General features: G+C 69.5%; 11 protein-coding genes. 10 read left to right on the top strand and 1 reads right to left on the bottom strand.

Features of this window, described 5'->3' with window-relative positions; all coding sequences use genetic code 11:
- Positions 1 to 13 precede the first annotated feature (13 nt).
- The 6 genes from nirB (at position 14) to ACWIGI_RS18190 (ending at position 6,138) form a co-directional block, all read left to right on the top strand.
- Positions 14 to 2,551 carry a nitrite reductase large subunit NirB gene (nirB, locus tag ACWIGI_RS18215; protein ID WP_454203565.1) on the top strand — a complete coding sequence of 846 codons (2,538 nt, stop codon included), beginning with the start codon at positions 14 to 16 and terminating at the stop codon, positions 2,549 to 2,551.
- A 180-nt stretch (positions 2,552 to 2,731) separates the two neighbouring features.
- Complete coding sequence (gene nirD / locus ACWIGI_RS18210; RefSeq protein ID WP_454203564.1) at positions 2,732 to 3,142, top strand: nitrite reductase small subunit NirD; 411 nt, start codon at positions 2,732 to 2,734, stop codon at positions 3,140 to 3,142.
- The gene (locus ACWIGI_RS18205; protein WP_454203563.1) at positions 3,139 to 4,515 is read left to right on the top strand and encodes a uroporphyrinogen-III synthase; all 1,377 of its coding nucleotides are present in this window, start codon (positions 3,139 to 3,141) and stop codon (positions 4,513 to 4,515) included. The genes nirD and ACWIGI_RS18205 overlap by 4 nt, the downstream gene beginning before the upstream one ends.
- Complete coding sequence (locus ACWIGI_RS18200) at positions 4,512 to 5,267, top strand: sirohydrochlorin chelatase (RefSeq protein WP_454203562.1); 756 nt, start codon at positions 4,512 to 4,514, stop codon at positions 5,265 to 5,267. Before ACWIGI_RS18205 ends, ACWIGI_RS18200 begins: the two co-directional genes overlap by 4 nt.
- 107 nt (positions 5,268 to 5,374) lie before the next feature.
- The gene (locus ACWIGI_RS18195) at positions 5,375 to 5,590 is read left to right on the top strand and encodes a hypothetical protein (protein ID WP_454203561.1); all 216 of its coding nucleotides are present in this window, start codon (positions 5,375 to 5,377) and stop codon (positions 5,588 to 5,590) included.
- A gap of 140 nt (positions 5,591 to 5,730) precedes the next feature.
- Positions 5,731 to 6,138 carry a nuclear transport factor 2 family protein gene (locus ACWIGI_RS18190; protein ID WP_454203560.1) on the top strand — a complete coding sequence of 136 codons (408 nt, stop codon included), beginning with the start codon at positions 5,731 to 5,733 and terminating at the stop codon, positions 6,136 to 6,138.
- On the opposite strand, the gene ACWIGI_RS18185 is transcribed toward ACWIGI_RS18190, so the two are convergent.
- Positions 6,135 to 6,806, bottom strand: coding sequence for a TetR/AcrR family transcriptional regulator (locus ACWIGI_RS18185; RefSeq protein ID WP_454203559.1), 672 nt, complete (start codon positions 6,804 to 6,806; stop codon positions 6,135 to 6,137). The genes ACWIGI_RS18190 and ACWIGI_RS18185 overlap by 4 nt on opposite strands.
- Before the next feature lie 213 nt (positions 6,807 to 7,019).
- Between ACWIGI_RS18185 and ACWIGI_RS18180 the strand changes: the two genes are divergently transcribed.
- Genes ACWIGI_RS18180 through ACWIGI_RS18165 form a run of 4 tightly spaced genes read left to right on the top strand, consistent with a single transcriptional unit; the run spans position 7,020 to position 12,965 of the window.
- Complete coding sequence (locus ACWIGI_RS18180) at positions 7,020 to 8,387, top strand: flavin-containing monooxygenase (RefSeq protein WP_454203558.1); 1,368 nt, start codon at positions 7,020 to 7,022, stop codon at positions 8,385 to 8,387.
- 12 nt (positions 8,388 to 8,399) lie between these two features.
- Positions 8,400 to 9,527: a serine hydrolase domain-containing protein gene (locus ACWIGI_RS18175; RefSeq protein ID WP_454203557.1), complete on the top strand. Its 1,128-nt coding sequence runs from the start codon at positions 8,400 to 8,402 to the stop codon at positions 9,525 to 9,527.
- A 30-nt stretch (positions 9,528 to 9,557) separates the two neighbouring features.
- On the top strand, positions 9,558 to 11,216 hold the full coding sequence (locus ACWIGI_RS18170) for a class I adenylate-forming enzyme family protein (RefSeq protein ID WP_454203556.1): 1,659 nt from the start codon (positions 9,558 to 9,560) through the stop codon (positions 11,214 to 11,216).
- Between the two features lie 6 nt (positions 11,217 to 11,222).
- A complete protein-coding gene (locus ACWIGI_RS18165) occupies positions 11,223 to 12,965 on the top strand; it encodes an N-acyl-D-amino-acid deacylase family protein (protein ID WP_454203555.1) in 1,743 nt (580 codons plus the stop codon).
- Positions 12,966 to 13,009: the final 44 nt, after the last annotated feature.

Raw genomic sequence — 13,009 nt, 5'->3', positions numbered from 1 at the left:
CGAAAGGACTGTCATGACGAACACAGTCGAACGTAAGACCGCGGTTGTCGTCGGCCACGGAATGGTGGGACACCGGTTCGTGGAGGCGCTGCGCTCCCGCGACGAGGCGAACGCCTGGCAGGTCATCGTGCTGAGCGAAGAGCCGCTCGCCGCCTACGACCGGGTGGGCCTGTCCTCCTACGTCGGGGTGTGGGAGAGCTCGGCGCTGGCGCTGGCCGGCAACGACTACCCGGGTGACGACCTGGTCGAGGTGCGTCTGGGCTGCAAGGCCGACACCATCGACAAGGCCGCCCGCAAGGTCACCACCTCGGCCGGGGACATCATCGGCTACGACGCCCTGGTGCTGGCCACCGGTTCGTACGCCTGGGTGCCGCCGGTGCCGGGCCACGAGGCCGAGCAGTGCTTCGTCTACCGCACCCTCGAGGATCTGGACGGCATCCGCGCCACCGCCGAGGCGGCCGGCCCGGGCGCGGTCGGCGTGGTCGTCGGCGGCGGTCTGCTGGGCCTGGAGGCGGCCAACGCGCTGCGCCTGCTCGGCATGACCCCGCACGTGGTCGAGTACAACAACTGGCTGATGCCCGCCCAGGTGGACGAGGGCGGCGGCGCGATCCTGGAGCAGCTGGTCACCGAGCTGGGCCTGGTCGTGCACACCGGCGTCGGCACCTCGGCCATCGAATCCCGCCCGGACGCACCGCTGTCCGAGCGACTCGAGGTCACCTTCTCGGACGAGTCGAAGCTCAGCGCCGCCATGGTGGTGTTCGCCGCGGGCATCCGTCCCCGTGACGAGATCGCCCGCACCGCCGATATCGAGGTCGGGCCGCGCGGCGGCATCATCACCGACCTGGGGCTGCGTACCTCGGACCCGAACATCTACGCCATCGGCGAGGTCGCGGCCATCGAGGGTGTCTGCTACGGCCTGGTCGCCCCGGGCTACAGCACCGCCGAGGTGGTCGCGGACCGCCTGCTCGGCGGCGCGGGCGAGTTCCCGGGCGCGGATCTGTCCACCAAGCTCAAGCTGCTCGGCGTGGACGTGGCCAGCTTCGGTGACGCGCACGCCAAGACCGAGGGCGCGCTCTCGGTGGTGCTGCACGACGCCGCCAAGGGCACCTACGCCAAGCTCGTCGTCTCCGATGACGCCAAGACCCTGCTCGGCGGCATCCTGGTCGGCGACGCGACCCAGTACTCGGCGCTGCGCCCGCTGGTCGGCCGCCCGCTGCCGGCCGAGCCCGCGGCGCTGATCTCGCCCGCCGGCGCGGAACTGGGCGCGGACGCGCTGCCGGACGACGCGCAGATCTGCTCCTGCAACAACGTCTCCAAGGGCTCGATCTGCGGCGCGATCGCCGAGGGCGCCTGCGACGTGCCGGCGCTCAAGAGCTGCACCAACGCCGGAACCTCCTGCGGCGGTTGCGTTCCCATGCTCAAGAAGCTCCTCGAGCAGTCGGGCGTGGAGCAGTCCAAGGCGCTGTGCGAGCACTTCTCGCAGTCGCGCGCCGAGCTGTTCCACATCGTGCAGTCCACCGGCATCCGCACCTTCTCGGGTCTGATCGCCAAGCACGGCACCGGATCCGGCTGCGACATCTGCAAGCCGACCGTGGCCTCCATCCTGGCCTCGACCTCGAGCGAGCACATCCTCGACGGCGAGCAGGCGGCGCTGCAGGACACCAACGATCACTTCCTGGCGAACCTGCAGAAGAACGGCACCTACTCGGTGGTGCCGCGCATGCCCGGCGGTGAGGTGACCGCCGATCAGCTGATCACCATCGGCCAGATCGCCAAGGACTTCGACCTGTACGTCAAGGTCACCGGCGGTCAGCGCATCGACCTGTTCGGCGCCCGCGTGGAGCAGCTGCCGCAGATCTGGCAGCGCCTGGTCGACGTGGGCATGGAATCGGGTCACGCGTACGGCAAGTCGCTGCGCACGGTGAAGTCCTGCGTCGGTTCCACCTGGTGCCGCTACGGTCAGCAGGATTCGGTCGGCATGGCCGTGCTGCTCGAAAAGCGTTACCGCGGTTTGCGTTCCCCGCACAAGATCAAGCTGGCAGTCTCGGGCTGCGCGCGCGAATGCGCCGAGGCCCGCGGCAAGGATGTCGGCGTCATCGCCACCGAGCACGGCTGGAACCTGTACGTGGGCGGCAACGGCGGCCTGACCCCCAAGCACGCGGTGCTGCTGGCCGGTGACCTCGACGACGAGACCCTGATCAGCTACATCGACCGCTACCTCATGTTCTACATCCGCACCGCCGACCGCCTGCAGCGCACCGCACCCTGGCAGGAGGCCCTCGAGGGCGGCATGGACTACCTCAAGGCCGTGGTCTGCGACGACAGCCTGGGTATCGCCGCGGATCTGGAAGAGGCCATGGAACGCCACGTGGCGGGCTACCGGGACGAGTGGGCGGCCGTGCTCGAGGACGAGGGCAAGCTCTCGCGCTTCGTGTCCTTCGTCAACGCCCCGCAGGAGTCCGACCCGACCATCGGCTTCGACGACAGCGGCGAGCGCAAGGTCCCGGTGCTGCTGGGCCTGCCCGCCGTACCGGTTACGCCGGCTCCCTGACGCAGCCGGGCGACCCGCCCGGCACCGCGTGCGCAAGTGCCCCGGCCGTGGACCACGTCGGTCCCGGCCGGGAACTGTGACGAAGCCGTTCGGGTCGCCACGTCGGGGAAATGACCGCTTAACCGCATGGAAACAGGACGTCGGTACCAATAGGTCAGGACGTTCGGAGGAGAGTTACCGATGACCGTGATCGACACACCAGGCACCGCGACCAGCGTTACCGGCTGGACCCCGGCTTGCCGATTGGATTACCTCATTCCCGGCCGCGGCGTGGCGGTGTTGCTGAAGGGCGGCCAGCAAGCCGCCCTGTTCCTGCTGGCGGACGGAACCCTGTACGCCGTGGGCAATATCGATCCGTTCGGGCGGGCTGCGGTGATGTCGCGCGGCATCGTCGGTGATCGTGGCGGGGTGCCCGTCGTGGCGTCCCCGCTGCTCAAGCAGGCGTTCTCGCTGATCGACGGGCGCTGCCTGGACGATGACGGCGTGGCACTGCCGGTATACGGCGTCCGCGTGGTGGACGGTGTTGTCGCACTGTCGAATTCGCCGTTGGAGTTTCCCGGCGCCCCGGACACCACCGGGGGTACGGCATGACCGAGCTCGACGCGGGTACCCCGCTGGCCGGTTTCACGATCGGGATCACCGCGGCGCGCCGGGCCGATGAGCTCGGCACCCTGCTCGCTCGCCGCGGCGCCACCATCGTGACCGCGCCGGCCATTCGCATCATTCCCCTGGCCGACGACACCGAACTCGAACGCGTCACGCGTCAGCTGGTGGCCGATCCGCCGCAGATCACCGTCGCCACCACCGGCATCGGCTTCCGCGGCTGGATGGAGGCCGCCGAGGGCTGGGGCCTGGCCGAAGAACTGCGCACGACCCTCGCCTCGACCCGCATGCTCGCCCGCGGCCCCAAGGCCAAGGGCGCGATCCGCGCCGCCGAACTGCGCGAGGAATGGTCACCCGCCTCGGAGTCCTCCGCCGAGGTGCTCGATCACCTGCTGGCCCAGGGCGTCGAGGGCGTGCGGATCGCGGTGCAGCTGCACGGCGCGACCACCGAATGGGAGCCGGTTCCGGACTTCTGCGAGGTATTGCGCTGTGCCGGAGCCGATGTCGTGCCGGTGCCGGTCTACCGCTGGACACCGCCGCAGGATCGCACCCCCATGGACCGCCTCATCGAGGCCATCGTCACCGCGGGCATCGACTGCGTGACCTTCACCAGCGCGCCCGCGGTGGCCTCACTGCTGATGCGCGCCAAGGAAACCGGGCTGCTCGAGCCGGTGCTGCACGCGCTGCGCGGGCGGGTGCTGGCGGCCTGCGTCGGCCCGATCACCGCGGCGCCGCTGGAGGAGCTGGGCGTTTCGACCTCCATGCCGGGCCGGGCCCGGCTGGGCGCGCTCGCCCGGCACGTGGCCGAGGAACTGCCCCGGCGCGCCAACCGTATTCAGGCCGCGGGACACATTCTGAGCGTGCGCGGCGCGTGCGTGGTGGTGGACGGGCAGGTCCGCCAGCTCGCGCCCGCGCCCATGGCCCTCATGCGCTCGCTGGCCCGCCAGCCCGGCCGCGTGGTCTCGCGTGAGGATCTGCTGGCGGCGCTGCCCGGCGGCGGGGACGACACCCACGCGGTGGAGACCGCCATCGCCCGGCTGCGTGCCGGTCTCGGTACGCCCAAGGCCATTCAGACCGTGGTCAAGCGCGGCTACCGGCTCGCGCTCGATCCGGCCGAATGCATCGACAACACGCGCCCGGTGGCTCCGGCTCCGCCCGCGACTTCCGCGGCGCGACAGCCGTTTCCGCCGCGCACCTCGAATTTCGCCCGGCAGGATCTGCCCGCCCGCGGTGTTCCCGCGCGCCCGGCCGAGCCCCCGGTGACCGGCGCCGCGCGCCCGGTGCACCCGGCCCCGCCGGTGAGCGGTTCCGGCGTTCCGGTGCGGGCCACGCGGCCCGCTCCGGTTGCGGGGGCGTGGTGACCGCCCCGGCCCTGGTGCTGGTCGCACACGGCACCAGGAGCACCCGGGGTGTGCAGATGATCGCCGCGCTCGCCGAGGCGGTCGCGCTCGAACTCGGCGCGCAGGCGTCCGGTGCCGCATTCGGGGCGGCATCGGCGCCGGCGCGCGAGTCGCTGGTGCGCACGGCCTTCGTCGACGTGCTCGGGCCTTCGCCGGCCGAGGTGCTCGGCGATCTGGGATCGGTTCCCGCCGTGGTGGTTCCGGCCTTCTTGGCCTCGGGATACCACGTCTACCAGGATGTTCCGCGCGAGGTGGCGGCGAGCGAGCACGACGCGGTCGCGGTCACCCCGGCGATGGGCCCGGACCCGGCGCTGGCCGCGGTCATGCGCATGCGCCTGCGCGCGGCGGGCTGGCGGCCCGGTGACGCGGTGGTGCTGGCCGCCGCCGGATCCTCCGATGCCCGTGCGCGCCAGGATGTCCGGCGCGCGGCGGGGCTGCTCGCCGAGCAGATCGGGGCGCCGGTCCGGCTGGCGTACATCGCCACCGGCGAGCCCCGGGTGCCCGAGGTGGTGGCCGAGTTGCGCGCCGCGGGCGCGCGGCGGGTCTTCATCGCCTCGTACCTGCTCGCGCACGGACTGTTCCACGAGCGGCTGCATCAGGCCGGCGCGGACGGGGTCGCCGAACCCATCGGTGTCCATCCCGCCATCGTCCGTTTGCTGATCGATCGCTACCTTGCCGGTGCGGATCAGTTGACCACCGTTCGCGCGGCCTGAGCGAATCACCGGAAGCTCCGAGTGTTTGGTGCTTTCCGCGGTGCCGTGGCACTGTGCGAAAGGTAAATTCGATAACGCTCGGAGGCTCCCTGGTGAAAAAGCTCGTTGTGACAGCAGGTTTGATCGTCGGTTGTGCCGCGGGGTCCTTCGCCCCCGCCGCGGCCGCTCCCGCCGTGGATCCCTTCGATCCGCTGGCCGCCTGCAAGATCACCGGTCTCACCGACGCGGATTGCAGCGGTCAGACCCTGGCCAATGATCCGGCGACCGCGAACAGCCCGATGGCCGGCTTCGGCTACTCCGGTTCGGCCGCGTACACCCACTGATCTCGGTCGCGTTCGGCGCTCGCGTATTCGGGCCGGTCACCATTCGTGGTGACCGGCCCGAGTCGTGTCGCGGGCCCGTACGGTCTCGCTGAGCGGGCCGGGTGCGCCCGCATCCGCCCCGGTCCGGCCAGGATGGCCGTATGTCGGTCGAACACCCTGCCCGCCGTGCCGGACTCGCTTCCCAGGCCGCGGTGCGCGTCCGTGACCGGGCCGCGTGGCTGGCGCTGTTCGCGCCCGAGGCGCGGGTCGAGGATCCGATCGGGGTCTCGCCCTACGATCCGGTGGGTGAGGGCCACGCCGGGCCCGAGGCCATCGCGGCCTTCTGGGACATGGCCATCGCGCGCAGTGTGATCGACTTCCGCATGGTCGATTCCTATGCCTGCGGCGACGAGGTCGCTTTCGTGGGCGTCATTCGCAGCGAGCGCGACGGCCGGGCCGTGGAGGTGGACGGCGTGTTCACCTATCGCGTGAATTCGGCCGGCCTCATCGTGGCCCTCCGCGCATTCTGGGAATTGAAACAAGCCCGAATCACATTCTTGCCGAACTAGTCTCGCTGCGAATTTGCCGGACCCTGCGGAAGCTCCGGGGTCTGCAGTGCCGGGTACCAGATGTCGGTGAGCACGGTCGCCGCCTCGTCCGCGGAGACGTCGATGGTGCCCTGCATGGCCCAGCGCGTGAAGAACCGTTCGAGCTGAGCCACCAGCAGTTCGATCCGCAGCCGCGCCTCGTCCTGGCGATCCTGCGGCCAGCGTGAGAGATACGCGGTCATGACGTTGGGCACCGCGAGAATGCCCTCGCGCGCCACCTCCCGGAACTCCGGCTCCAGGGCCGTGGCCTCGTCCCAGGCGGGCAGCAGGTCCTTGTACTCCTGGAACCAGTCGATGGAGCGCCGCATCCAGGCCGCGAACTCGGTGCGCGAGCCCGATTCCAGCACGTGGTCGAGGTCCTCGTAGAAGTACTGCACGCTCGGCAGCGCGCCCTGTTCGGCGATCGCGCGCAGCACATCGGACTTCCCGGTGAAGTGCAGATAGAAGGTGGCCCGGCTGCAGCCGACCGCCGCGGCGATGTCGTCCACCCGGATCGGCGCGTACCCCTGGGTCGTGAACAACCCCTTCGCGGCTTCGATGAGCCGGGTGCGGGTGAGCCGCTTCTGCTCGTCGCGCAGCGAGGTCCGCCGGGTGGTGGTCATCTCGCCGGTCGCCGGTTCGGTCTGCATGGGTGCTTGGCCGCCTTGGTAGGGGGAGCGAAAGCCGTCGGTGCGATGGCTCTTTCCGCTGCTCGAGTCTACGTCTGTCCGGGTCACGCCCCTGATAGTAGACGTTTGTTGATTCACTAGACACTATGTCTAGTGACTGCTAGCGTGTGTGTCACATCACGTCCGGCAGGGGATTGTGACCCAATTCCGGAAAAGCCGAAGCAGGAGAGTTCATTGATTTCCCGAGAGTTGCCCAGGGTCTGCGTGATCGGCGCGGGCCCGTCCGGCATCACCGCCGCCAAGCGTCTCGCCGAGTACGGCATCCCGTTCGATTGCTACGAGGCCTCCGACGAGGTCGGCGGGAACTGGTACTTCAAGAATCCGAACGGCATGTCGGCCTGCTACCAGAGCCTGCACATCGACACCTCGAAGTTCCGGCTGGCCTTCGAGGACTACCCGGCGCCCGAGGAATGGCCGGACTTCCCGCATCATTCCCAGCTGCACCGGTACTTCCGGGACTACGTCGACCACTTCGGCATCCGGGACCGAATCATCTTCGGCACCAAGGTGATCGGCGCCAAGCGTGATGCCGCGGGCCTGTGGGTGATCACCACCGACACCGGCCGCACCGAGACCTACGACGTGCTGCTGGTCTGCAACGGTCACCACTGGGATCCCCGGCTGCCGGAGTATCCGGGCGAATTCGACGGCGTCCTGATGCACTCGCACGCCTACAACGACCCGTTCGATCCGGTCGACATGCGCGGCAAGCGCATCGTCGTGGTCGGCATGGGCAACTCGGGGCTCGACATCGCCAGCGAACTGTCGCAGCGGTTCATCGCCTCGAAGTTCTTCCTGTCCGCCCGGCGCGGGGTGTGGGTGCTGCCCAAGTACGTGAACGGCAAGGTGGGCGACAAGTCGTCGATGCCGTCGTGGATGCCGCCCAAGCTGGGCCTCAAGCTCAAGCAGCGGTTCGTGGTCAAGAACCGCGGCAACATGGAGGATTACGGCCTGCCCAAGCCCGATCACCTGCCGTTCGAGGCGCATCCGTCCGCCAGTGAGGAATTCCTGCACCGGGCCGGCTGCGGTGACATCGACTTCAAGCCCGCCATCACCCGCCTGGACGGCGACCGCGTGCACTTCGCGGACGGCAGCGTGGAGGAGGTGGACGTGATCGTCTGCGCCACCGGCTATCACATCTCCTTCCCGTTCTTCGCCGACCCGGACCTGGTGCCCGACTCCCGCAACCGGATCCCGCTGTACCGGCACATGATCAAGCCCGGGGTCGACAATCTGTTCTATCTCGGTCTGGCGCAGCCGATGCCGACGCTGGTGAACTTCGCCGAGCAGCAGTCCAAACTCATCGCCGCCTACCTCACGGGCAACTACCACCTGCCCTCGGACGTGGAGATGCACGAGGCCATCCGCATGAACGAGCAGGCCCGCAGCGGGCGCTACTACGATTCGCCGCGCCACACCATCCAGACCGAATTCGAGCCCTACGTCCGGGAATTGGAGCGCGAGATGGCGCGCGGCGCCAAGCGCGCCGCCGCGACGGGATTCGCCCTGCCGGTTCCGGCGCGCGCCGCGGCGCAGGTCTGAGAGGGTACGGAAATGACCAACATCTCGGGTTATTGCTCCGACGAATTCGCTGCTCTGCGAGAGGCTTTCGCCGAACAGGTGGAGTCCGGCGCGGAGCTGGGCGCCTCGGTGTGCGTGGTGGCCGACGGCGAACCGGTCGTGGATCTGTGGGGCGGCTGGGCGGATCCGGAGCGGACCGTGCGCTGGGGCGCGGACACGCTGGTGAACTCCTTCTCCATCACCAAGACCATGGCGGCGCTGTGCGCGCTGGTGCTGGTGGATCGCGGTGAGCTGGACGTGTACCAGAAGGTGGCGCACTACTGGCCGGAGTTCGCGGCCAAGGGCAAGGGCGACATCGAAGTACGGCAGCTGCTCGCGCACACCTCCGGGGTGTCCGGCTGGGAGGCGCCGATCGAGCTCGCCGACATCTACGACCACGAGGCCGCCGCCGACCGGCTGGCAGCCCAGGAACCGTGGTGGGAGCCGGGCACGGCCTCGGGCTACCACGCCATGAACTACGGGCACCTGATCGGCGCGCTGATCCAGCGCATCACCGGACGCAGCTTCGGCAGGTTCTTCGCCGAGGAATTGGCCGGACCGCTCGGCGCGGACTTCCACATCGGCACCGGCCCCGAGCATTTCGACCGCATCGCCACCCTGATCCCGCCGGACCTGCCGGAGTTCGATCAGTCGCTGCTGCCGCAGGACAGCGTCATGTTCAAGACGCTGTTCCAGCCCCTGCTCGACTTCGCCGAATGCGGGACCCCGGCCTGGCGGGCCGCGGAGACCGCGGTCAACGGCCACGGCAACGCGCGCTCGATCGCCCGGGTGCAGTCGATCATCAGCAACGGCGGCGAGCTGAGCGGGCGTAAGTTCCTGTCGCCCAAGACGATCGACCTGATCTTCGAGCAGCAGTCCGACGGGATCGACCTGGCGATCATGCTGCCGCTGCGGTTCGGCATCGGTTACGGCCTGCCGCAGGCGCAGACCGCGCCGACGGTGCCCGACGGCCGCGTGTGCTGGTGGGGCGGTCTGGGCGGGGCGATGGTCGTCAACGACCTCGATCGCCGGATCACCTTCGCCTACGCCATGAATCGCATGGCCACCGGCCTGATCGGCTCCGACCGCGCCGACGCCTACCTGAACGCCACCTTCCGCTGAGTTCCGCCCTTACCACCCGAGGATTGATCCATGACGCAAGCCGTTGACCTCCAAGCACTCGCGGCCCAGATCGCCGCGAAGCTCACCGGACCGGGCGGGCCGTTCGAGATGACCGCCGAGCCGGTGCTCGGCGCGACCATCCCGGTGTTCCGGAATCGCCGCCGCTCCCTGCTCGAGGTGCTCGACGATTCGCGGGCGCTGGGCGACCGTGACTACCTGGTCTCCGGAGACACCCGGGTGACCTTCGCCGAGCATCACGCGGCGGCGGGCGCGCTGGCCGCCGCCCTGGCCGATCGCTACAGCGTCGGCAGGGGTGATCGGATCGGCATTCTGGCGGCCAACACCCCCGAATGGGTGCTGACCTTCTGGGCCGCACAGCGCCTGGGCGCGATCCCGGTCGGCTACAACGCCTGGTGGGCGCCGCAGGAGATCACCTACGGCCTCGCGCACACCGAGCCGAAGGTGGTGATCGCCGACGCCAAGCGGGCCGCGCTGCTCGCCGAGAGCGGTGCGAGCATCCCGGTGCTCACCATGGAGACCGATCTGCCCGCGCTGGTCGCCGAATTCGCCGGCGCACTGCCGGAAATCGCCGTGGGCGAGGACGATCCGGCCTGCATCCTGTACACCAGCGGCACCACCGGACGTCCCAAGGGCGTGGTGCACTCGCACCGGAACATGGTGGCGGTCAGCGACTATCACCGTTTCACCGACGCCCTGGCGGCCGGTTTCCGCGGCCTGCCGTGGGACGGTTCGCCCACCAGCCGCCGTTTCCTGACCACCTCGCCGCTGTTCCACATCGCGAGCCTGCACAACCTGGTGATCCCGCGCCTGCGCACGGGCGACGCCGTCATCTTCCAGACCGGGTCCTTCGAGGCCGATCGGGTGCTCGGGCTCATCGAATCCGAGCGCATCACCAACTGGGGCGCGGTGCCCACCATGGCCAGCCGCCTGCTGGACGCGGACCTGGAGCGGTACGACCTCACCTCGCTCGCGGCGTTCTCGCTCAACGCCGCGCCGTCCTCGCCCGCCCTGCAGGCCCGCCTGCGCGAGCGCCTGCCCGTGGCGCAGGTGGCCCTGACCACCAGCTACGGCTGCACCGAGAGCGGCACCGCCGCGACGGTGGCCACGCCGCCCGAGCTGGCGGCGCGGCCGGAGACGGTCGGCCGGCCCATCATCGGTGTGGCGGTGGAGATTCGCGATCCCGAGGGCAGGGTGGTTCCCGACGGTGTCGAGGGCGAGATCTGCATCCGCAGCGCGTACGTCATGCTCGGCTACTGGAACGACGACGTCGCCACCGGCGCGAGCATCGACGAGAACCGCTGGCTGCGCACGGGCGACTTCGGCTTCCTGTCCGAGGGCAGGCTGCAAATGGCCGGGCGGCGTTCGGATCTGATCCTGCGCGGCGGCGAGAACGTCTATCCCACCGAGATCGAGAACGCCCTGGACGAGCATCCGCTGGTTCAGGAATCCGCCGTGATCGGCATCCCGCACGAGGATCTCGGGCAGGAGGTGGCCGCCGTCGTGGTGGTGGCCGATCCGGACGCGGTGACCGTGGACGAACTCCGGGACCACGTGGCCCAGCGCCTGGCCTATTTCAAGGTGCCCGCGCGCTGGCTGGTCACCTCGGACGCGTTGCCGCGCAACGCGACCGGCAAGGTGCTGCGCCGCGAGCTGTCGGTGGGGGAGTGAAAGACCGTGTACGACATCCTCATCAAGGGCGGGCGCTGGTTCGACGGCACCGGCGCGCCGTCGGCCGTGCGAGATATCGGCATCCGTGACGGCCGGGTCGCCGATATCGGCAGCGGCCTGGACGAGACCGGGTGCGGCCGGGTCATCGACGCCGCCGGCCACTGGGTCATGCCCGGAATGCTGGACATCCACACCCACTACGACGTGGAGGTGCTGCTGGACCCGTCGCTGTCGGAGTCGGTGCGGCACGGCGTGACCACGATCCTGCTCGGCTCGTGCTCGCTGTCCACCGTGCACGTGGACGGTCCCGACGCCGGCGATCTGTTCGGCCGGGTGGAGGCCATCCCGCGCAAGCACGTGGTGGCGGCGATGGACGGGCTCAAGACCTGGCGGAGCGCGCACGGCTACGTGGCGGCGCTCGAGTCGCTGCCGCTGGGCGCGAATCTCGCCGCGTTCATCGGGCATTCGGATATTCGCGCCGCGCAGCTGGGTCTGGATCGGGCCACCCGGCCCGATGTGCGGCCCACCGAGGCCGAACTGAAAGCCATGGAGCACAAGCTGTCCGAGGCTCTCGACGCCGGATTCGTGGGGATGTCGTCGCAGCAGTTGCTGTTCGACAAGCTGGACGGTGAGGTGTGCCGTTCGCGCACCCTGCCGTCGACCTACGCCACGGCCAAGGAGCGGCGGCGGCTCAATCGTATTCTGCGCGAGCGTAATCGGGCGCTCCAGGGCGGTCCCGATGTGCCGCGCCCGCAGAGTCTGATCGCCATGGTGGCCAGTTCGCTGGGTATCGGGCGGCCGAACCTCAAGGTCAGTCTGCTCTCGGCCGCCGACATCAAGGCGATTCCGGGTGTGGTGCACATCTTCCCGCTGCTGGCCAAGATCGTGAACCGGCTCGGCGGCAACTTCCGCTGGCAGCATCTGCCGGTTCCGTTCGAGGTCTACTCCGACGGCATCGACCTGCCCGTCTTCGAGGAGTTCGGTTCCGGTGCGGCGGCCCTGCACCTGTCCAACCAGCTCGACGAGCGACGCGACCTGCTGGCCGATCCGGAGTACCGGCGCTGGTTCCGCAAGGATTACGACAAGAAGTACGGCCCGCGCGTGTGGCACCGCGACTTCTTCGACGCCGAGATCACCGAATGCCCCGACGCGAGCGTCATCGGGAAGACCTTCGGGCAGGTGGGCCTGGACCGGGGCGGTCTGCACCCGGTGGACGCCTTCCTGGATCTGGTGGTGGAGCACGGTTCCAAGGTGCGCTGGCACACCACCATCTCCAATCACCGTCCCGAGGTACTGGATCGGCTGGCCGCGGATCCCGGTGTGCAACTGGGCTTCTCGGACGCCGGCGCGCATCTGCGCAACATGGCCTTCTACAACTTCGGGTTGCGCCTGCTCGGGCGCGTGCACCGGGCCCAGCGGGACGGCAAGCCGTTCATGACCGTCGAGCACGCCGTGCACCGCCTCACCGGTGAACTCGCGGACTGGTACGACCTGGATGCCGGGCATCTGCGCGCGGGCGACCGGGCAGACGTGGTGATCGTGGATCCCGCCCGGCTCGACGACTCGCTCGAGGCCTATGCCGAGAGCGTGGTGCCCGAGTACGACAACCTCTCCCGCATGGTCAATCGCAACGACGCCACCGTCACCGCGGTGCTCGTCAACGGCGAGTACGTGTTCGGCCGCGGAGAGAAGTCGCCGCACCTGGGCGAGCGGCGCACCGGCCGGTTCCTGCGCGCGGGCCGGCGCTGATCCGGTCCCCGCGCGGGCAGCGAAATCCACTGACCAGCAGCAGT

This window comes from Nocardia sp. NPDC055321 (assembly GCF_053645575.1).
This window is presented reverse-complemented; position numbering and strand designations above follow the sequence as displayed.